Source organism: Nakamurella sp. A5-74, from assembly GCF_040438885.1.
In the GTDB taxonomy this organism is placed as follows: Bacteria; Actinomycetota; Actinomycetes; order Mycobacteriales; family Nakamurellaceae; genus Nakamurella.
Map to the genome: position 1 here is coordinate 4,232,652 of NZ_CP159218.1, position 21,260 is coordinate 4,253,911.

17 protein-coding genes are annotated in these 21,260 nt (G+C 67.3%); 4 read left to right on the forward strand and 13 right to left on the reverse strand.

The window, feature by feature from the left end; genetic code table 11:
• Positions 1-104 precede the first annotated feature (104 nt).
• The 8 genes from ABLG96_RS19420 to ABLG96_RS19455 form a co-directional block, all read right to left on the reverse strand.
• A complete protein-coding gene (locus tag ABLG96_RS19420; RefSeq protein WP_353648959.1) occupies positions 105-2,918 on the reverse strand; it encodes an arabinofuranosidase catalytic domain-containing protein in 2,814 nt (937 codons plus the stop codon).
• A complete protein-coding gene (locus ABLG96_RS19425; RefSeq protein WP_353648960.1) occupies positions 2,915-3,850 on the reverse strand; it encodes a glycoside hydrolase family 43 protein in 936 nt (311 codons plus the stop codon). Before ABLG96_RS19425 ends, ABLG96_RS19420 begins: the two co-directional genes overlap by 4 nt.
• Positions 3,847-5,181, reverse strand: coding sequence for a family 1 glycosylhydrolase (locus ABLG96_RS19430; protein WP_353648961.1), 1,335 nt, complete (start codon positions 5,179-5,181; stop codon positions 3,847-3,849). Before ABLG96_RS19430 ends, ABLG96_RS19425 begins: the two co-directional genes overlap by 4 nt.
• A complete protein-coding gene (locus ABLG96_RS19435; protein WP_353648962.1) occupies positions 5,178-6,026 on the reverse strand; it encodes a carbohydrate ABC transporter permease in 849 nt (282 codons plus the stop codon). Before ABLG96_RS19435 ends, ABLG96_RS19430 begins: the two co-directional genes overlap by 4 nt.
• On the reverse strand, positions 6,016-6,957 hold the full coding sequence (locus ABLG96_RS19440; RefSeq protein WP_353648963.1) for a sugar ABC transporter permease: 942 nt from the start codon (positions 6,955-6,957) through the stop codon (positions 6,016-6,018). The genes ABLG96_RS19435 and ABLG96_RS19440 overlap by 11 nt, the downstream gene beginning before the upstream one ends.
• Positions 6,954-8,228, reverse strand: a complete 1,275-nt coding sequence (locus ABLG96_RS19445; RefSeq protein WP_353648964.1) for an ABC transporter substrate-binding protein — start codon at positions 8,226-8,228, stop codon at positions 6,954-6,956. Before ABLG96_RS19445 ends, ABLG96_RS19440 begins: the two co-directional genes overlap by 4 nt.
• Before the next feature lie 72 nt (positions 8,229-8,300).
• Positions 8,301-9,320, reverse strand: a complete 1,020-nt coding sequence (locus ABLG96_RS19450) for a LacI family DNA-binding transcriptional regulator (RefSeq protein WP_353648965.1) — start codon at positions 9,318-9,320, stop codon at positions 8,301-8,303.
• A gap of 308 nt (positions 9,321-9,628) precedes the next feature.
• Entirely contained in the window at positions 9,629-10,261 is a 633-nt protein-coding gene (locus ABLG96_RS19455; RefSeq protein ID WP_353648966.1) for a TetR/AcrR family transcriptional regulator, read from the reverse strand.
• Between the two features lie 76 nt (positions 10,262-10,337).
• On the opposite strand from ABLG96_RS19455, the gene ABLG96_RS19460 reads away from it, so the two are divergent.
• Entirely contained in the window at positions 10,338-11,762 is a 1,425-nt protein-coding gene (locus tag ABLG96_RS19460; protein ID WP_353648967.1) for an MFS transporter, read from the forward strand.
• A 173-nt stretch (positions 11,763-11,935) separates the two neighbouring features.
• On the opposite strand, the gene ABLG96_RS19465 is transcribed toward ABLG96_RS19460, so the two are convergent.
• The gene (locus ABLG96_RS19465; protein WP_353648968.1) at positions 11,936-12,289 is read right to left on the reverse strand and encodes a cupin domain-containing protein; all 354 of its coding nucleotides are present in this window, start codon (positions 12,287-12,289) and stop codon (positions 11,936-11,938) included.
• Positions 12,290-12,347: 58 nt separating this feature from the next.
• A complete protein-coding gene (locus ABLG96_RS19470; RefSeq protein ID WP_353651593.1) occupies positions 12,348-13,985 on the reverse strand; it encodes a molybdopterin-dependent oxidoreductase in 1,638 nt (545 codons plus the stop codon).
• 477 nt (positions 13,986-14,462) lie between these two features.
• Between ABLG96_RS19470 and ABLG96_RS19475 the strand changes: the two genes are divergently transcribed.
• Complete coding sequence (locus ABLG96_RS19475) at positions 14,463-15,125, forward strand: TetR/AcrR family transcriptional regulator (RefSeq protein WP_353648969.1); 663 nt, start codon at positions 14,463-14,465, stop codon at positions 15,123-15,125.
• 266 nt (positions 15,126-15,391) lie between these two features.
• Positions 15,392-16,888 (forward strand): MFS transporter, encoded by a 1,497-nt coding sequence (locus tag ABLG96_RS19480; RefSeq protein ID WP_353648970.1) that lies wholly within the window; start codon positions 15,392-15,394, stop codon positions 16,886-16,888.
• 124 nt (positions 16,889-17,012) lie between these two features.
• Here the strand turns inward: ABLG96_RS19480 and ABLG96_RS19485 are convergent, their stop codons facing one another.
• A complete protein-coding gene (locus ABLG96_RS19485) occupies positions 17,013-18,236 on the reverse strand; it encodes a peptidoglycan-binding protein (RefSeq protein WP_353648971.1) in 1,224 nt (407 codons plus the stop codon).
• A 434-nt stretch (positions 18,237-18,670) separates the two neighbouring features.
• On the opposite strand from ABLG96_RS19485, the gene ABLG96_RS19490 reads away from it, so the two are divergent.
• On the forward strand, positions 18,671-19,165 hold the full coding sequence (locus ABLG96_RS19490) for a winged helix-turn-helix domain-containing protein (RefSeq protein ID WP_353648972.1): 495 nt from the start codon (positions 18,671-18,673) through the stop codon (positions 19,163-19,165).
• Between the two features lie 74 nt (positions 19,166-19,239).
• On the opposite strand, the gene ABLG96_RS19495 is transcribed toward ABLG96_RS19490, so the two are convergent.
• Together ABLG96_RS19495 and fbaA are read right to left on the reverse strand one after the other, a co-directional pair.
• Positions 19,240-19,836: a DUF2231 domain-containing protein gene (locus ABLG96_RS19495; RefSeq protein ID WP_353648973.1), complete on the reverse strand. Its 597-nt coding sequence runs from the start codon at positions 19,834-19,836 to the stop codon at positions 19,240-19,242.
• 117 nt (positions 19,837-19,953) lie between these two features.
• Positions 19,954-20,982, reverse strand: a complete 1,029-nt coding sequence (gene fbaA, locus ABLG96_RS19500; RefSeq protein WP_353648974.1) for a class II fructose-bisphosphate aldolase — start codon at positions 20,980-20,982, stop codon at positions 19,954-19,956.
• Positions 20,983-21,260: the final 278 nt, after the last annotated feature.

Sequence of the window (21,260 nt, forward strand, 5' to 3'; positions counted from 1 at the left end):
GAGGATCTTTCTGCGAGAGGGCAGAAGTTCGGGAGCCGAGCCACGGTGGCCCGCCTCCGGAGATGATGACGGGTGCTCGTGGGTGAGGGAGTCCGAGCTGGTTGTCAGGGCGCCCACCCCGGCGTCGGCAGCCAACTGACATCCGCCGTCCAGGAGATCGCCGAGTCCCAGGGGTTGCCGCCGCCATTGCTCGCCAGGTAGATCTGGCCGTTGTAGTGGCGCACGAACAGGGCCGCGTTCCCCACCCAGGACAGCGAGACTCCTTGACCGTTCTTTCCCGGTTGCGGGCAGAAGGTCGCGTCCGAGGCGAAGGTCGGAGTGCCATCATTCTGTTGCTGCAGAACGGATCTGTTCTGCTGACGCAGGTAACCGTTGGGAAAGTTCTTCGACTCGAATGAGATGCACGAACTGTTGGACAGCCCGTTCCGTACGACCCAGGTTGCATCCTGCCGGTCGGCGACCGAGTTCCCCGCTGCGATGCCGCTCAATACTGCCGCCCCGTTCTGGTGCCGCAGGTAAGAGGTGGCACAGCAGGCAGTGGTCGACCGCAGTGAGATCGCGCCGCCCGGCGACAGTGCGGTGGCTGCCACGACACCGAACTGCTGACTCGCCCCGCCGGTGCAGACGTCAATGGTCAACTGCGTGCCGTTGGTGGTGCTCCCGCCCGGGGTGGTCAGACACAGGCCGGACGGCGGATTGAGCAACGTCCCGTCCGCGCGCTGCGCCCACTGTTGACCGCCGACTCCGTTGCAGTTGAACAGGTCGACCTTGGCTCCGGCAGCGGTGCTGTTGCCGGCAACATCGAGGCAGCGCGTCATCGTCTCGACGGTGTTACCGACCGTGAGTACCCAATGTTGGTCCGCTGCAGTGGGAATGCAGTCCCAGATCTGCACCGGGGGCACCTGCCAGTTGCCGTAGAGGTCGTTCCCGCCGATGTCCATGCACTTGCCACCGAGCGTAGTGACAGGGTGGCCGCTGTTCACGAAGAATTTCTGGGACGCGGCGTTCCGGCAGTTCTCGAGGTCCAGCACCGTCCCGTTCGCGGTGTTCCCGGCCGGATCGGTGAGGCAGAGACCGGACTGCGGGTTGAGCAGCGTGCCGTTGGGCTGCTGCACCCATTTCTGGCCACCGACACCGTTGCAGTCGTACAGACCCACCTGGGTCCCGACTGCGGTCGCATTTCCCTTGACATCCAGGCACCGGCCGAGGGTGGTGATGGATCGGTCGGCGTCCAGCCACCACTGCTGGTCGGTGGCCTCGCGCAGGCAGTCGTACATCACGACGTCGGTGTTGTTCGCTCCGGTGTTGGTGCCCGAGACGTCGACACATCTGCCGGCGGGTGCGGCGATCGTCTGTCCCTGGATCAGCAGGCCGAGGGTGACGACGAAGCGCTGGGAGGCGCCGCCGGTGCAGGTCTCGATCCGGAGTACGACGCCGTCGATGGTGCTCCCGCCAGGGCTGGCCAGGCAGAGCCCCGACTGCGGATTGAGGAGTGACCCGTTGGCCTGCTGCACCCATTTCTGGCCGCCGATGTCGCTGCAGGTCCACAGTTCGACCTCGGTATTGACGGCCGTGCTGTTGCCCTTGATGTCCAGACAGCGGCCCAGAGTCTTGAGCGTGTTCACGTACTCCCCTGCGCCGGATCCCGCGAACACCGTCGGGGTGGTGCGGATGTACTGCCAGTGCTGATCGGCGGCATCGTGTTGGCAGCTGAACAGCACGACATTGCTTCCGGCGTTGCCGGTGTCGTTGCCGACCACGTCGAGGCACTTGCCGCCGGGACCCGTGACCCCGACACCCGCGCCGCCGCCAGAGGTACCGGTGTAGGTCATCGAGGCGATGTTGGTCTGCATGTTCGTGATGGCGGTCTCGGACGCGTAACCGGAGGTGATGGCACCCTCGAAGAACGCTCCGGGTGCGGCGTTGCTGTTGTCTCCCCCGGCCCCCAGGGTGATGCCCCCTTCCAGATTCATCGGTCCGTAACCCGCCGGGAGGGCTCCGCTGTAGAGCGAGGTGAGGGTCGGCGCGGTGGCGTTGCTGCCCTTGAGGGCATACGTGTTCTGCCCGTTGTTGCGCAGTACAGCGGTGATGAAGGGGCTCGTCTGGCTGGCGGCGTTGGGGTTGCTGGATCCGTTGCCCATGAAAACCCCGTCCTCCAGGTCCGCCTGGATCCAGGGGCCCGATCCCGCGCAGGGCGGGGATCCGCAGAAGGTCGACACGATCAGCGCGTCCATGGTTCCGGGACCGTGGTCGACGGGGACGGTCTCGACGTTGCCGAAGTCGAAGCAGCAGGCGTTGCTCGCGAGCGTGCCGCTCATCACCGCGTAGATGGACTCGGGTTGCGCACCCGTCGCCATCCCGGTGCCGGATGCCCGCCGATATCCCACCCGGGGAGTCACCAGGACTCCGTACGCCTTGTGTCCCTCGACGGTGACGGGCAGGTCGTCGGCACGCGCACCGCGGTCACTGGATCCGGCGGCACCGACCCCGGCGACGGTCAGGTCATTGTGGTTCGGGCTCTGGTCGTACAGCGTCGTGATGGTGCAGACGGTGCCGGCGCAGAAGCTGTCCTGGGCAGCGGCATTGGCGTAGCCGCCGGTGGTGAGCAAACCGATGTTGCTGGTCGCAGCGTCAAAGCTGCGGCTCACCCGGTACAGCGGTCCGCTGTAGGAGGCGTACAGCGCGCGAACGGTGCTGAAGGACGCCACGCACGACGTTCCGCCGGCAGCGAAGGCGTCGCACGGCAGTGCCCCGGTGCCGGCGATGCTGACCGCCGGTGCCGTTCCGAACAGTCCGGAAGCCACCAGGGCTGCCACCGCGACCAATCGGCCCAGACGTGCTGTTCGCCCGGTGGTTCGGCGCCCGACGTTGCGATGCGAACGGTTGCGCCATCCTGGAATGCGAGGGTGGGTGGTCATGCGGATCCTTCCAGGATCGGCCGGGTGTCGTGGTGGTCGACGAACGGGGAGGTTGGTGAGAACCGGATGGGCCGGGTGTGCATCTGTCGGCGGGTCCGGCCGTGGTCCCACGCGTGGAAGACGATCTCGTGGTGTCCGTCCGGGGCGGCCACGATGCTGTTGTGACCGGGCCCGATGAGATCGTCGGTGGTGGCGAGCAACGGCGGAGCGGTGTCGGGGGCCGCTGTCCATGGGCCGAGCGGGTGGTCGGCGACGGCCCAGGAGACGCGGTAGCTCTCGTTGGTCCAGTTGCCGGCGGAGTAGGTGAGCCAGTACCGACCGGAACTCCACACGACCGATGGACCTTCCAGGGTGTGCCAGTCGAGGGTGCGTCCGTACATCAACCGATCACGCTGGTAGATCTGCCAGTCCGCCGACGGCTGCAGGACGGGGACGGCAGGCCCGTCGAGCCCGGTCATGTCGGCTCGCAGTGGAGCAACGGCGAGATGCGTGCCCGGCCGTGCATCCTCGAGCACATCGCGGGCGTAGTACAGGTACCGTCGGCCGTCCCGGTCCCGGAACGGATGCCCGTCGATCGCGAACAGCTCGTCCGGGGTCAGGTTGATCCCGAGATCGGTGAACGGCCCGAGCGGACCGACCGCGGACGCCACCCGGAGATGGTGACCGACGATGTCGCGCCCCACCGAGTAGTACATCCACCAGAGCCCCTGTGCCCAGACGACTTCCGGTGCCCAGAAAGCGTCTCCGAGGTCGTCGTCCGGTCGGACGAGCGCGTTGTCGTGCGGCTGCCAGCTGCGCAGGTCGACGGACGAGAGCACGGGGAACACGCGCGGCTGGTGTGCAGCCGGCGCGGTTCCGTACGCGTAGTAGGTGCCGTCAGCGTCCCTGGTCACGAAGGGGTCGGCGAAATACCCGGGGTAGGACGGATTCACGGGGTCACCGCCAGCGAGGTCCGGGCCGTCACAATCTGTCGATACGTGGCGACGGTCGGTGTGGCCACCCGGTCGAGAGTGCCGTCCGCCTGCTCCTCGAGGCGCAGCAACCCCATGCGTCGCAGGAACGGCGTCTTGCCGTCGTCCGGTGCGCCCAGGGAGGGCGCCGGCCCGACGGAGGCGGCGTCGTGCGCGACAAGTTCGACCGCGAACTCCTCGACGTTGGCTCCGCCGGCGGCGTAGGACCAGTCGATGAAATCCATCAAAGGCCACCAGGTGTAGCCGCGGATGTCCGCTCCGCGCTCGCGCAGGTCCAGGACGGCGGCTGCAGAGTCACGTAGCCAGGTCGAACGGGTGTCGTCGTCACCCTCGATGCTCGTCTCGGTCACAGCGAGCGGCAAGGAGTACCGGGTGGAGAAGCCCGCGAGGACGGATCGCAGCCCGGCCGGTCCCGCGTTGTAGGCGACCTGGACGGGTGCTCCCTCCACCGCGACGATGCGTCGGGGGGTGAGATCGGGGTAGTAGTTCACCCCGATGAGATCCGGTGGGGCCGGGTGCCGCAGCAGCCGTTCGAGCTGGTCGACCGTGGCTCCGTGTTCGAGCAACCAGCCGTACATCGAGTGGCTGCTGTCCACCGTTCCGAGGACGAGATCGGTGGGCAGCCAACCGATCTCACGGAGCAGCGCGGTGTGCTCGACCTGCTCGTCGTCGGTGGTGTGCACCCGGGTGGCGGCCTCGACGTGCACGATCACCGCATCGGGATCAGCGCGACGGATGGCCCGATTGGCCCTGACGATGCCCTCGGCGAGGGGCAGGACGACCGTCGTCCAACCGTGCCAGCCGGAGAGTCGGGGCGGCCAGACCCCGCGAAGTCCACAGAACGACGCTGTCGTCACCGGTTCGTTGAGCGGGGTGTAGGCGCGCAGCCGACCCCGATAGCGAGTCGCCAGCGCGCCGGCGAACTCCTCGATCGCCGCCGGGTAGCCGGGATCGGCGAACGAGTGTTCCAGCCAGGTCGGCGTGCCGTAGTGCACGAGGTCTGCGACCAGATCCAATCCGAGTTCGTCGACGGCGAACGTCACGATCTCGTCCAGCGTCGCCCAGTCGAAGGTGCCCGGGGCGGTGTGGACGAGTGGCCAGCTCATGCCGTACCGCACCGCGGTGGCGCCCATGTCGCGAGCCGCCGACAGATCGGCACGCCAGCGGGCCGAGTGTCCGGTGAGGACATGCTCGTCCAGCGGAGCGCCACCGTCGGCCGGGTAGACGCAGGTGTCCTCGATACCCAGCAGCCAGCTGAACGAATCAACGGCGAAGAGTGCGCGGCTGGTCATTTGAGTCCCGTCGTGGCGATCCCTGCAACGAAGTACCGCTGCGCCAGGAAGAAGGCCGCAGCCAGCGGCAGCAGCGAGATTGTCGCACCCGCCAACAGCACTGCGTGATCGGTGACATGCTGACCGCCGAACAAGGTGAGACCGGCTGGGAGGGTTCGCATGTCCGTCGAGCTGGTCACGACCAGGGGCCACAGCAGGTCGTTCCAGAGGTTCATGAAGTGCAATACCGCCAGGGTGGCAAGGGCCGGTTTCGCCAGCGGCAGGATGATCCGCCAGTAGATGCGGAAGTGACCCGCACCGTCCATCCGCGCCGCCTCGTCCAGCTCGCGGGGAATGGACAGGAAGAACTGCCGCAGCATGAAGATGCCGAACGCACTGGTCGCTCGCGGAAGGATCAGACCCTGGTAGGTGTCGAGCCAGCCGAGGTGGAACAGTTCGATGAAGACCGGGATCAGGGTCACCTGGAACGGGATCATCAGGGTGGCGATCACCAGCCAGAATGCGACGGTCGATCCACGGAACTTGATGCGCGCCAATGCATAGGCGCACATCGAGTCGAACAGCAGGCAGAGCAGAGTGGTGACGCCGGCGAACGCGAAGGTGTTGAACAGCAGGCGCAGGAACGGCAGTTCTTGCCAGATGGCGGTGTAGCCGTGCAACGTCCAGTGTGTTGGCAGCAGCCCGGCGGGGTTCTCGAAGAGGTCTGCCTCACTGCGGAAGGAGCCGAAGATCATCCACAGGAACGGGACGACGGCCAGCAGCACGCCAACGGCGAGGACGGGCCAGCGCACGACGGCACGCAGGCTGATCGACCCGGTTGCTCCCGTGCGGAGGTCAGTCGACATCGTTGTACCTGAACAGTCGCAGCTGCAGCGCCGACAGCAGCAGGATCAGTGCGAACAGCACCCAGGCCAGCGCCGAGGCGTAACCGATGTCGAAGTTCTCGAAGCCCTCGCGGTACATCATCGTCACCATGGTGTCGGTGGCGAACAGTGGACCACCGTCGGTCATCACGTAGACCAGGTCGAACACCTGCAGAGAGTTGATCATCAGGATCATCGACGTGAACAGCAGCGTGGGCCGGATGCTGGGCAGCGTGACGTGCCAGGTGCGTTGACGCGGGTTCGCACCGTCGAGGGTTGCGGCCTCGTACAGGTGCTCGGGAACACCCTTGAGTCCGGCCAGCAGGATGATCATCGTGAATCCGAGGTTCTTCCAGACGTTGACGAAGATCACGGTGGGCAGTGCGAGGTCGGGATCCTGCAGCCAGGACACCGGTTCTGCCCCCAGGGCCGAGGTCAACCCGGCGACCAGACCGATGCTCGGATCCAGCAGGAATCGCCACACCATCCCGATACTGGCGAGTGAGACGATGGTGGGGAAGAAGAATGCCGACCGGACCAGCCGGTTGAACCAGGTGTCCCGGAGCAACGCTGCGGCTGCGCAGTAGCCGAGCACCAGCTGGACCGCCAGGCAGACGACCGAGAAGATCGCGGTGACGCGCAACGCGTTCCAGAACCGATCGTCCGTCAGCAGCCGGCGATAGTTGCCGGCTCCCAGCCAGATCTGGTCGGTCGCTCCGATGCGCCAGTCGTGCAGGCTGTACCAGAACGACTGGGTCAGCGGATACACGATGAAGACTCCGAGGATCAGCAGACTCGGCGCGGCGAACAGCCAGGCGGGTTGCCATCGGGTCCTGCCCCTGCGAGGTGTCGGTGCCGCGCGGTGGTCGGCGTCCAGTGCGCCGACCACCGGCGGGGTGGCAGTCAAGGTCATGTGCCGCTGCACCCGGTGATGGAATTGATGGCGGCAGAGGCGGTCTTGACCTCGGTCGCGACGTCCTTGCCGCGAGTGATCGCACCGATCAGCGGGATGTAGGCCTCCGAATCGACCTTCGGGGCGCCGATGACGCCCGGCAGGTAGAGCCGAGCTTCGGGCAGTGCAGCAGCGAACTTGGCCACCACTGCGTTCGCGGCGAGCTTCGAGTCGTCACCCATGTCGGTGCGTACCGGGGGAAATCCGCTGGCGAGTGCGAAAGTCCGCTGGGCGTCCTTACCCGTCCACCAGGCCAGGAACTGCTGCGCCTCCGCCGGATGCGCGGTCTTGGCCGACACCGCGAGCGGGACGGTGGATGCGAGCGTCACCTTGCCGTTGACCCCGGTCGGCACCGGGGCGACGCCGAGATCGATACCGGCCTGGGTGTACCCGGCGGCCGCCCACGGGCCGTTCAGTTGCATTGCCGCCTTCCCCGCGCTGAACAGTGCGTCCGACTCCGCGCCGGTCAGACCCACCGGCGCAGCCTTGGCCCTGACGAGCGCAGCCCAGCGGGTGAGGCTGTCGATGTTGGCCTGCGTGTCGAGCTGGGAGCACCCGTCGGTCCCGACGATGTCGCCGCCGTCGAGCCACTGGAGTACGGGCCACATCTGGATGGTCTCGTGGTCGGCGAGGGACAGCCCGAACACGCCGTTGCCGGTCAGCTTCTGTGCGTCGGTTCGCAGCTCATCCACTGTCGCAGGGGGATTCGTCAGTCCGGCGGCGCTGAGCAGTTTCTTGTTGTAGTAGAGCTGCAGCGTGGCGATGTTGGCCGGGACTGCGTACAGCTTGCCGTCCACGGTGAAGGCCTTGATGGCGGACGGCGCCAGCTTGTCCGCGTTGATCTTCATGTCGCCGTCGCCCGTCGCATCCAGCGCGAGCAGCGAATTGGACTTGAGATACTCCCCGAGCACGTTCGGGTCGAAGTTGGGCGTGGCCAGGTCGGGTCCCTGGCCGGTCGCCCAGGCAGAGGGTAGCTTCTGCGCGATGGTGTCCCACGGCTGGACTTCCATCGTGACCTTGATGTTCGGGTGCGAACTGTTGAACTGGGTGACCAGCGATTCGTAGGCCGCCCGGTCACCGCCGGTGAAGCCGGTCCACATCGCGAGTTCGACGGGGCCTGCGGTCGCGGGTCCGGAGCCGGTACCGGACCCGGCGGAGCTTCCGCACCCGCTGACGGTCAGGGCAGCGATCGCGATGGACGCGATCAGGGTGCTGATGCTGGTTCTTCTCATGTGCAGCTCTCCTTTGGGCGACAACCGAGGATGGGACGAGACGGGTACGGCAGATGGGGCCGAACGGGACGGTCAGAGTGGTGGCGGGCACCCGCAGGACTCCCGGCGGACGAGATCGGCGCCGAGCACGGCATGGGTGTCGGCTTCGGCAATGGGGGTTCCGCGCAGGATGTCCAGCAGGCGCCGGGTGGCCAGCCTGGCCATCTCCTCGACCGGCGCGTGCATGGTGGTGATGGACGGGGTGGTGACTCTGCTCAGACCGAAATCGTCGAATCCGACGACCGAGACGTCGCCGGAGACGCTCCGACCCGTCAGTGCCACGCGGCGCATGGCGGACAGCGCCATCTCGTCGTTGGCAGCGAAAACCCCGTCGGTGTCAGGGAATTCGACCGCAATGACGTGCCCTGCCGCCGCTCCCGAACCTTCGCTGTAGTCGCCCTCGACGACCTCGCCGCGGACCCCGTGCGCCGCGCATGCGGCCAGGAATCCGTCGCGGCGGTCGATTGCGCTTTGGTGCTCGAGCGGACCGCTGATGTGCACCAGGGATTTCCGTCTGTGCTCCACGATCAGGTGCTCGGTCATCGTGACGGCGGCGGCGATGTCGTCGACTCCGACACTGACCGCCAGCGGAAGGTGGTCGTAGCGACCGAGCAGCACCACCGGCAGGCCACTGTCGACCAGGCGAGCGATGTTCGGGTCCGCGACCGGAGCACTGGTGACGATGACGCCGTCGACGGTGCCGGCCCGCATCACCCGCTCATAGGCCACCTTGCCGTGCTTCTCGTCCGGGTTGGTCGACACGAGCAGCTGATAGTCGCGTTCGTTGGCCACGTCCGTCACGCCACTGAGCACGTGCATGAAGTACGCATGTCCGAAGACGTGCTGATTGGTGTTGGGAACGATCAGGGCCAACGCGTTCGATCGCTGCGACCGGAGCGCACGACCGGCCGTGTTCGGTACGTAGCCGAGCTCACGGGCCAGTGCCTGCACCCGGGCCCTGGCGTCCGCGCTGATTCGAGGGTGCTGCTGCAACGCCATCGACACGGCGCTGACGGACAGGTTCGCCCGTTCCGCGATGTGACGCAGAGTCACGGACCCATCGTTGCGTGCCATACCCGCCTCTTTTGCTCAATCGTTTCAGCAGACTTGCCGGTCGGCAGGCATCTGCTGTAACGTTTGAGCAGAAAGTAGTCCGCCCGTCCCTTGATGTCAAGACCACCTCGGACCCGAATTGCACTCAGGCTCTCGGGCCCCGCGGCGCGAGCGGAGCCGTCTCGGCAGCACCACCCTGCGCCCCCTCGAGCCTGGTGGGATGACGGAACTCTGTGTGGCGCAGCGCTGTCGAGCAGTTGTCACCCTCGGGCACACCCCGTCACCACGGTCCACCCCGCCGGCGAAGATCAGACGCCCAGGTGCGCAACCAGTTCTGGCAGACCTTCACCGAAGGAGCATCGGGTCAGCGCGGCCAGGGAATCAGATCCTGCGGCGTGTTCCGGTGCGCCGATGAGCGCCATGATGTTGAGCAGCATCCCGTAGGCGATGAAGTCCCGGATCCGGTCGTCGTCCGCACCGGTGGCGCGGAGGGCTTCGAACACGTCGCCCATGCAGCGGCGGCTGACCTCGCCGATCTCCTCGATGGAGCTCGCCACGAAACCGTGCATCATCACCTGCAGGAAATCGCGATCCTTGAGCAGCTCGAAGTAGGCGAGGCTCAGCCGCTCCCAGTCGCCGTCACTCTCGGCATCGAACGGGGACGCAGCGATCACCGCCTCGAACGACTGCCGGATGCGATCGACGGAGCGCTTCAGCACCAACAGGAACAGCTCCAGCTTGGTGCCGAAGATCCGCACCACGTAGGGCTGTGAGACGCCTGCCTCCTTGGCCACCACGTCGGTACTCGTCCCGGCGTAGCCACCGCGGGCGAAGGCTCGGGTGGCAGCCTCCAGGACGAGCTCCCGGCGCTGTTCTGCCGACATCCGCCGGGTGACAGCGGTCGGCGCGGCGGGCTCGTGGGACGTGTTCCTGGAACTCATGGTTGACAGATTATCACTTGATTACTTACGGTTCAGCTGTAAGTAATCAATCGATGCCTTCTCGACGGAGATCCTCATGACCACTCTTGACGCCGCCGCACCGGCCGCAGCATCCCCACCACCGACCTCGGAACGACGCCGGATCCCGATCTGGATCGCCCTGGTCGCGGTGTCGCTGCCGATGTTCATGGCCACCCTGGACAACCTGGTGATGACGACCGCCCTGCCGGTGATCCGGGAGGATCTGAGCTCGAGTGTCGCTCAGCTGTCCTGGTTCCTGAACGCCTACACACTGACCTTCGCGACGTTCATGCTCCCCGCGGCGACGCTGGGCGACCGGCTCGGTCGGCGCCGGGTGATGTCGATCGGCGTGGGCGTGTTCACCCTCGCCTCGATCGCCTCGGCGCTGAGCACCACCTCGGAGATGCTGATCGCGGCCAGGGCCGTGCAGGGTCTGGGCGCGGCGGCCATCATGCCGCTGTCGCTGACCCTGCTCGCGGCGGCCGTTCCGCCGGCCAAGCGGGCGATCGCCATCGGCATCTGGGGTGGGGTGTCCGGGTTGGGTGTTGCGCTCGGTCCCGTCGTCGGCGGCGCCGTGGTCGAGGGCATCAACTGGCAGGCCACCTTCTGGCTCAACATCCCGGTGGCCCTGGTGGCGCTGCCGCTGCTGCTGGTCGCAGTCCCGGAGTCCAGGGGCACCTGGTCCCGCCTCGACCTGGTTGGCACGGCGATGCTCGGCGGCACGGTCTCCCTCGGCATCTGGAGCATCGTGCACGGCAACGACGACGGCTGGTCCGACCCGATAGTGTTGGGACCCTTGGTGATCGCCGCCCTCCTGATCCCGGCCTACGTACTGCGGGCTCGCGGTCGCGACCAGGCAGTGCTGCCGCTGCGGCTCTTCCGCTCCCGCGGTTTCTCCGTGGCCAACGTCGTCGGCCTGACCTTCACCATCGGCATGTTCGGCACGGTGTTCCTGCTGTCGCAGTACCTGCAGATCGTGCAGGGCTACACCCCGCTGGAAGCCGGCCTGCGAACGCTGCCGTGGACCGCTGCCCCGATGATCGTCGCCCCGATCGCCGGCGCCCTGGCTGCCCGGGTGGGCCTCCGCTCACTGCTGGTGTCCGGCCTGTCGCTGCAGACAGCGTCGCTGGTGTGGTTCGCCGTCCTCACGGAGAACGGTTCGGGTTACTCGTCGTTCGTGCTGCCGCTGGTGCTGGCCGGCATCGGGATGGGCCTGACCTTCGCGCCGAGCGCGACGGCCGTCCTGGAGGGACTGCCCGACGCCGATTTCGCCATCGCCAGTTCGGCCAACTCGACGATCCGCGAGTTCGGCGTGGCCCTCGGGATCGCCCTGCTGACGGCGGTCTTCCTCGGCAACGGCGGCGCGCTCACCCCCACCGGCTACACCGGAGCCATCGGACCGGCCCTGCTCACCGGAGCTGCCGCGGTCGCGGTGGCCGTCGTCGCGGCATGCTTCGCGCCGGGTCGCATCCGCCGCTGAGCTGTACAGCCCGCTGAACCGGACGGACCACGACCCTCCACCGCACACGAAGTGGAGGGTGGTGGCCTGTTCAGGGACAGATCCTCGGGGCGCTCACCCCGTGAACTGATGGGTCAGCGTCACCTCCCGCGGCCGGCCACCGACTCGATCGGGCGGCCAGCACGCGAGGCATGTCACTGAGCTCGATTCGGTGGCGTCAGAGATTTGGCGACGGTGAGCAGCACCACGGAGTCCTCTATTGCCTCGAGGCTGTGCCGGCGGTCGGGAACGGTCAGTAGATCGCCCGGGGTGCCGTCCCAGCTGATGGTGCCGGCGACCAGACGAATACGTCCGTGCAGCACGTGCACCGTCGCTTCTCCAGGATTCTCGTGTTCGTCGAGACTGCGGCCGGCGCCGAGGGCGATCATGGTCTGCCGCAGGGTGTGCTCGTGGCCGCCGTACACGGTGTGGGCACTGCGCCCGCTGGAGGCAGCCTTCGCCGCCGCAAGACACTGTCGGGCCTGCGCGGTGAGCGAGCATTTCTCCATCGGGTGATCCTTCCGGTGAGGGTGGTCCAGGTGCGGCTCGCGCGTGGCGGCGCGGGTGTCAGATCGTCTGGCGGTAGCCGAAGAACTCGTGATCCTCGTTGTAGCCGCCGTAGCCGCCACCGACATCGGCCATGCTCGCAACGAACTCGATGCCCTTAACCCACTTGACCTGTTTGAAGCCGAGTTGGATCTCGTTGCGCAGTCGCAGCGGCGCACCGTGCCCGAACGACAACGGCTCGTCGTTCATGTCGTAGGCGAGCATGGTCAGGTGGTACGACATCTGCTCGATCGGGTGGGCGTCGTAGTAGATCCCGCCATCCGAACCGTCACCGAGGGAGTAGAAGACCACCCAGGCCGCCTCCGGTGCGGGCTTGACGAGATCGATGAGGGTCTGCAGCGACACCCCGCCCCACTTGGCGATACCCGACCAGCCCTGGATGCAGAAGTGCTGGGTGATCTGCTCCTGGTGTGGCAGTGCGCGCAGCTGCGTGAGGTCGAGCTCGACCGGCTGAGCGACGAGACCGTTGATCCGCAGGCGGTAGTCGACGAACCCGCCGTCCTGCAGCGCGGTGTACTCCGCTGAATCGGGGTAGACGCCGTTGTGCCAGAAGTACGGCGAGATGTCGGCCTCGCTGTACTGACCTGGTTTCGCGTCGAGGTGTTCGAACAACCGTTGTGCCGGCCCGATCAGCGCGTACCCGACGCGCTGTACCACTCTGGGGTGCCGGAAGGTGAACGGGGTCGCAGCGACCCAGCCGACGACCACCAGCACCATCGACGCGGCGAACACCCAGAACCCGACCCAGCCGCCGCCATTGTTGTTGGCGTACAAGTGGTTGAGATTGCGCAACAGCCCGGTCATGAACACCAACGCGACGTGGACCACGATGAACAGCAGGAACCAGACCAGTACCAGGAAATGCAGTGACCGTGCCGCCTGGATGCTCAGCACCGAGCTGATCCGCCGGAACCGGGTCGAGAGCGCCGGCGACATCCCCAGCCCTGTGATGAACGCCAACGGTGCGGCGATGAAGATCGTGATGAAGTAGGCCAGCAGCTGCAGGCTGTTGTAGCCCCCGACATCGGTTTCGGCCGGCCAGTTCAGCGACAGGTACTGCACGAGCGTCGAGGCCGCATTGGGGAACACCTCCCAGCTGGTGGGCACCACCCGTCGCCACTCACCGGTCGTGAACATCAGCACGTAGAACACGATCCCATTGACCAGCCACAGCACGTCGACACCCAGGTGCCACCACCGGGCCAGCCCGATGGAGTGCCGGATGCCGGGCAATCCCACCTGGCCGGGCAGGTCGATCGAGTCCTTCTTCGCCGTCCACAGCGGATCGGACGGAACGGGCTTCTGGATGCGGAACCACTCCCGTCCGGGAGTGCTGTGCCGCGTCCAGTAGAGCCGCGGATGATCGGTGAGGATCTGCAGACCCGACCGGATGATGAAGATCAGCAGGAACAGGTTGAAGAAGTGTTGGACGCCGACCCAGATCGGCAATGCGGCTGACGTCGGCCCGGCGCCGTCGGCGACCGTCCCCGGGTGGGCAGTGATGAATTGTTCGACGGCGTTGACGTTGCGCAGACCCTTCGCGGCCGCGACCGCGACGATCAGCACGACGAACCCGATCGGGATCAGCCACAACAGATTGAACCAACGGTTGTGCCCGATCCGCACCCGTGGCGCGATGCCGTGATCCGGCGGGACCGCACCGGCCCAGGTGCTCGGATCGACCTTGTCCTCACCGGCGGACAGCTGCAACCGGTATTCGGCGTCAACCCCGGCGCGGTCCGGTACCTCGCCGGCGTGAGGTCCGATGCGATCGTCGGGCCGGGGCGACGAGGAGGGAGTGGGAGTTCGGGTGCTCACTGTGCGCAGGTCCGTTCATCGGTGCACACAAAGGATCTCCGCGGTTCGGTCGGTGGCTACCCTCCATCACGATGACGGTGCTTGCCGCCCCGGGGAAGGGTCGAAGGTCCCTTCCCGGGCGTTCGACGCAGCCTGCCGATCGGCCGTCCGGCGCTCTCGCCGAGCGCCTCGCCCGGCAGCAGGTCGACCTCGTCACCGTCGGGATCGGCAGGACCCACCACCAGGACCGCCCCGGGCCGGTGGACCATCGACCGACCCGCCTGGATCCCGCAACAAATGTACGGTACGGTTTCGTTCATGCGGGAGCAGGCGGGACAGTCAGTGGTGAAAGTGGCACACTCGCGCTTCGCTGCCGTCTTCGGCTGCCCCGCGGACGCCGGACGGGGTGCCCGGCGGGAGGCTGCGATCTGTCAGGCGGCGCTCGAACTGATCAACGAGGCCAGCTACGAGTCGGTGACCATGGACGCCGTCGCTGCCAGGGCCAAGGCCTCCAAGGCCACCATCTACCGCCGCTGGTCCAACAAGGACCAGCTGCTGATCGATGCGCTACGGCGGGTGTTCGCCGGCCGCGACGCGGTGGTGCCGGACACCGGCAGCCTGCGCGGTGACTTGATGTCCGTGTCCGCATCGCAGGCGGACGATCCCGTGATGGTCATGACGAACATCGCGGCGATCAAGGCACTGGCATTCGCGGCCGACGCGCAGCCGCGGTTCGCCGCCGAGATCCGGACCACCCTGGAGGATGCCCAGCTGCAGGCGTGGCAGTTGCTCCTGGGCCGGGCCCATGCCCGCGGCGACTTCCCCACGCCGGTGCCGGCCCGAGTGGTCTGGAAGGTCGCCCAGGCGCAGTTCTGCGCGCGGACCGGCGTCCAGCCCGGACCGATCGACGCGGCCTACATCGAGCACGTGATCGACGACATCCTCATTCCCGTCATCACTCACGCCGGCCGCGTTCGATGAGGCCGGAACCGTTGTGCCACAAAGATTCTTGCCCTGAAGGCCGCCGAGCTGGGGGGCTCGTCCCGACCGGCGGTTGATCGAGCGGCACACCACCCAGCGTTCCACCAGCAGTCTCCAACACCGAGGTTGGCGGCAACACCACCCCCAGCGGTCTCCCCATCGTCGGGGTCCGTTCCACCCGCATGCCCGGTCGTCAGTGACGACGACCTGACGATTCCCGAACCGGCACACCAGCGCGGTTCGCGTCCCCCTCTCCAGGAGAACCGATGACCAGTCCTCAGACAGACCTGCACAAGCCAGGATCAACCGAAGCCCTCGATCCCAAACGCTGGATCGCGCTGCTCGTGATCGGCATCGCCCAGCTGATGGTGATCCTCGACGCCACCATCGTGAACATCGCCCTCCCCGACGCCGCCACCGCCCTCGGCATCTCCGACGCCAACCGGCAGTGGATGGTGACGGCGTACGCGTTGCCGTTCGGAGCGCTGTTGCTGCTGGGTGGACGCATCGGCGATTACCTCGGTCGCAAGAAGGTCCTGATGTTCGCGCTCGGCGGCTTCGCGGTGGCCTCGGCGCTCGGTGGCATCGCCCAGAACCAAGCGATGCTGTTCGGCGCCCGGGCCCTGCAGGGCGTCTTCGGCGCGATGCTCGCCCCCGCAACCCTGGCCATGCTGACCGTCACCTTCCGCGACCCGAAGGAGCGCGCGAAGGCGTTCGCCGTCTTCGGCGCTATCGCCGGCGGCGGTGCCGCAATCGGCCTGGTGCTCGGTGGTCTGCTCACCGAGTACACCTCATGGCGCTGGTGCCTGTTGGTGAACATCCCGATCGCTGTCGTCGCGATCATCGGCACCTGGTTCTACCTGCACGAGTCGAAGGCCGACCGGTCCGGAAGCTACGACGTCCTCGGCGCCCTGCTGGGCACCGCCGGGCTCGCCATGCTGGTCTGGGGCTTCAACCAGGCGTCCTCGCACCCGTGGGCCTCGTTCGCCACCTGGGGCTGGTTGGTCGGCGCGATCGCGATCCTGGTCCTGTTCGTGTGGCTGGAGAGCCGCAACGAGCACGCCATCCTGCCGATGCGCATCCTCAGGGACCGCAACCGCGCCGGGGCCTACGTGGTCGGCCTGCTGGTCGGTACCGGCCTGTTCGCGGTCTTCCTGTTCCTGACCCTGTACCTGCAGACGGTGCTGCTGTGGTCGCCGGTGAAGTCCGGTGTCGCCTTCCTGCCGTTCAGCGCCGGGGTGATCATCGGCGCCGGCGTCGGTTCGCAGTTGGTCCTCAAGGTGGGCGCGAAGATCGTGGTGCCGGCCGGTCTGCTGCTGGGCGTCGCCGGTCTGCTCTGGCTGTCCCGACTCTCCCTGGACACCGGCTACCTGGGCACCATCCTGCCGGCCATCCTGCTGATCTCCATCGGCATGGGTTTCATCTTCATGTCGACCACGAACGTCGCCCTGCACGGAGTGGCGACGGAGGACGCCGGCGTGGCCAGCGCAATGGTCAACACCACCCAGCAGATCGGCGGCGCCCTCGGCACCGCCCTGCTCAGCACCTTCGCGGTCAGTGCGGCGACGACCTATCTGATCGGCCACTCCTCCGGCGGCGAACCGACTCCGCTGGAGAAGGCAGCCGCCCAGGTGCACGGGTACGGCGTCGCCTTCGTCTGGGGTGCGGTGTTCTTCTTCGTCGCGGCCATCGCATCAGTCCTGCTGATCAATGCCGACAAGACCGAGGCCGCTACCGCAGAACCCGGCATGAGCATGGTCTGATCCCGGCACCCCGGAACCCGGCCCGGGTTCCGCGTCGCTGTTGATCCAAGGCCTCGCACCCCGAACACGCCACGACCCTCCACCCGCAGCCGGTGGAGGGTCGTGGCGTGTTCTCAGGTGATGCTCAGCCGCGGGTCCAGGCCGCGTTCCAGGTGGCCTTGTCGACCTTGCCGGTCCGCGGCAGGTCGGCCATGGCCTGCAGCTTGGAGACCGCTGCAGCAGTGGAAGCCCCGAAGTAGCCGGTGCCGGTCAGCCCGTAGGAGGAGCCCAACGCGCGCTGGAAGCACTGCAGGTCGCGGTAGGTCTTGCCCTTGACCATCGTGACGCCGCCCCAGGCGAGCGGGGTGCGCGAGCTCACGTGGCAGGTGGCATCGGTGGCCGGCACGTACTTGCTGGGGGTACTCGGCTTCGAGCCGGCGGCGCTCGCCTTGTACCGGGTGTTCCACGCGCCCGCCCAGACCTCGGCCGTGACCACGCCATTGGCCGACCTGCCCATCTTCGTCTGCAGCTTCTTCACCGCCACACGGGTCTTCTCGCCGTACCAGCCGGTGCCGTCGAAGGTGCCGTAGCCCATCGTCTCCAAGCGCTTCTGGAATGTCCTGTACGCGGCGCTGTAGGTGCCGAACTTGACCACGCCCGGGAACTTCGGGATCGCGACGGTCGGCTTCTTGAGGTTGTAGGCGTTGTTCCAGGCGCCGGCCCAGACGGCCGAGCCGAGGACACCGTCCTGAGTACGGTTCATCTTCTGCTGCAGCTTCTTGATGCCGGCGATCGTCTTCGCACCCAGCCAGCCGGTGCCGTCGAACTTGCCGTAGCCCATCGTCTCGAGGCGGTTCTGGAATGCCTTGAGCGAGGCGTTGTACGCGCCGGGCTTGATCAGACCGGGATAGGCGGGCCTGCCGGACGGTGTCGGCGTCGGTGTCGGCGTCGGTGTCGGTGTAGGCGCCGGTGTAGGCGCCGGTGTGGGCGTCGGCCGCGGCGTGGTGACCCCGCCGGGCTTGACGCCGCTACCGCCGTCCGCGTCCTCCTTGAGGCCGACGAGAGCCGCACAGATCCACGGCGACCAGCCGCGCATGCGGTACAGCGTCAACGCCCGCAGGTCCTGCTCGGCGCGAGAGGCCTGGTCGGGACGACCGGAGCCGCCGACGGAGCGCCAGGTGGACAGATCGAACTGGTACGCGCCGTAGTAGCCGTTGCCGGTGTCGGCGGAGTAGTCGTCGCTGGACTCGCACAGCCGCAGCTGCTTCCAGTCATTGGAGGACGGGTCGGCGGAGGCCGTTCCCTGTCCGAGCACCACCAAGCCCGCGGCCAGCGCAGCCGCGCTGAAAAATCCGATCGCACGACGCACTGTCGTTCCTCCCGCGGTCGCCGGCGAGCCGTCGGCGGCCGGAGCCGGGCGACTGCGAGCGGCGGTGCACCTTCCCCGGGGGCACCGACACCTACCACCCCCACTGGACCGCTCTGCTTCGGCTTCCGGGACATCGCGAAAAACGCGGAGTCCGGGATGTGACTCGGCACGCGGAAGTGGGGGTGTCCGGGTGCCGCAGCATCCCCGGGTCGGGGACGGGTGGACTGTAAGTCAGCAGTCCCACAAGTCACAAGCGTCCCAGCAGACTCATCCTGCCCCGTGAACATCTACTTGCGGTCTCCGACACGCCGCAGGATGTGGGCTACAAATCACACCCATGTCGTTCCGCAGATCAGCGACCTCGGGCGCGGAAGACCGCTGATTCATCAATTCGACAACTCCGTAATTACGGACTACTGGAATACGCTGAGCAGATGGACGAACCGCTCCCCGTCGACCGTTCGGCCACCGACCGTGCGGGAGAGCCACCGATCAAACGGGAACGCCGTGTCCAGAACGCCACCTCGATCCGTCTGGGCGCGCTCGAGGAGCGGGTCCGCCTGCTGGAGTCGGCTGCGCAGGGCGTTGTGCCCACCTCCCGGACCTGGGCCACCGAAGCCGGCGTCGTCACCGACCTGCGATCCGCCCGGAGCACTCGAGGCGTCGTCGCGACCCAGCTCGCAGCGCTGGGCCATCCCAGCCGGCTCGAGCTGCTCATGGGGGTGGTCCGAGGCGCCACGAGCACCACCGAACTCGCCGCGGAGCTGGGCACCGGATCGACCGGCCAGCTGTACCACCACCTCAACCAACTGGTCGCCGCGGGCTGGTTGCAGACCAGCAGTCGCGGGCGGTACGAGATCCCAGCCGGACGACGCGATGCGCTCGCGGCTGTGCTCGCGGCGGTGAGCCCGGCGGCCGCTGCGGACTGAGACCCCTCCGGTCCGCAGGAGGCTCTGACGCGCACTGTTGTTCCGTGCCCTGCCGTTTCCCAGGCAGACCGATCTCAGACCCGAGGGCGATCCTCCTCGTCGAACGACGGATGCCTGCTGTCCACGTGTCGCACCGCCGCCAGGTGACCGCCGAGGTGTCCGCCGACCCCGGCGACCAGGTTGCCGACCACGCCGAGCCCCACGCCGACCCCATGGTGCCGCCGTCGCGCCAGGTACGAGGCCAGGAACAGACTCGCAGCCAGCGTGTTGGTGGCGGCGTGGACGACACCTACACGGCTCTCCCGTGGCTCGGTGGCAGCCCATTCGGTGAGGCCGGTCAGCACCGCCGGCGACAGAGTGAGCAGCCCCGCCAGGGTGAGCGTGCGCGCCACCGACTCGGACCCGTCACCCCCGACGACGTCCACGACGGTTGCGGAGCCGAACAGCCCCAGGGGCGCCATCACGGCCACCGGGTGTACGGCATGCCCCATCCAGTCGCCGCGCAGCAGCGGGCCCAGCCGGCGGGATCCCGCGAGTGCCGTGGCCGCCGGTCCCAGCAGCCGCACCACGCCGTCCAGGCCGGTGGCGCCCTCCAGCCGGCGCACTGCCCGGACCGGCCAGGGTCCTGCACCGGTGTAGACATCCTCGTCCGTGTTCCGTGGGGTGACCATGTCGGTTCGATTCCCGCCCGACGCAGATTCCACACCCACAGGGCAGGAAACCCGGCCGGATTCGCAGGTGGGCCGGACGCAGTGCGTCCGGCCCACTCGGTCACGAGTGCAGGATGATCACCTGCTCGAGGTACCGGCCGATCCGAGCTGCTGGCAGGCCTCGACGATGCGCGCGGCCATGCCCTTCTCGCCGAGCTTGAGGTACGCCCGCGGGTCGTAGGCCTTCTTGTTGCCGACCTCGCCGTCGATCTTGAGCACGCCGTCGTAATTGCTGAAGAAGTGGCCGACCAGTGGGCGAGTGAACGCGTACTGGGTGTCGGTGTCGATGTTCATCTTGACGACGCCGTAGGAGACGGCTTCGGCGATCTCCTCGGCGGTGGACCCGGAGCCGCCGTGGAAGACCAGCTCGAACGGCTTGTCACCGGCGTTCAGACCGAGATGCTCGACCAGTGCGTCCTGGCCCGCGCGCAGCACCGGCGGACGCAGCTTGACGTTGCCCGGCTTGTAGACGCCGTGCACGTTGCCGAAGGTTGCGGCGACGATGTAGCTGCCGTCGGGTGCGCCCAGAGCCTCGACCGTCTTCACGAAGTCACCGGGGGCGGTGTACATCTTGTCGCTCGACTCACCGACCACCCCGTCCTCTTCGCCACCGACGACACCGATCTCGATCTCGAGGATGATGTTGGCGGCCTTGCACAGCGGCAGCAGCTCCTGCGCGATGGACAGGTTCTCGTCGAGGTCGATCGCCGAGCCGTCCCACATGTGCGAGTGGAACAGCGGCTGACCACCGTTCTTGACGCGCTCGGCGGAGATCGCGAGCAGCGGCCGGACGAATCCGTCGAGCTTGTCCTTCGGGCAGTGGTCGGTGTGCAGCGCGATGGTGACGTCGTACTTCTCGGCGACGACGTGCGCGAACTCGGCCAGCGCCCGGGCGCCGACCACCATGTCCTTCACCGGCTGGCCGGAGGCGAACTCGGCACCGCCGGTGGAGACCTGGATGATCCCGTCGCTGCCGGCCTCGGCGAAGCCCATGATCGCGGCGTTGATCGTCTCGGACGAGGTGATGTTGATGGCCGGATAGGCGAAGCCGCCTTCGCGCGCCTTCGACAGCATCGCGGCGTAGGTCTCCGGGTTGGCGATGGGCATGGTGAGCGACCTCCGAGGGGGGATTCAGGTCGGGCCGGGGCGCGACCTGTTTCTGGATTGGTTCAGATGGTCTGACCAGTATCCCCCGGACCGTGCACCGCCGATCCGGCCCCTCCCCGATCGCTGACCGACGGACGCAGGGGGCGAGATCCCGATCGAACCAGCTGGGTCAGGACCGGATCTCGACGCGCTCGTCCCTCGCTCGCTCGATCACCGGAAGTTTGCTGATCGAGCGAGCCCGCGAGTCCAGATCCCGATCGATGCCGGGGCCAGCGGAT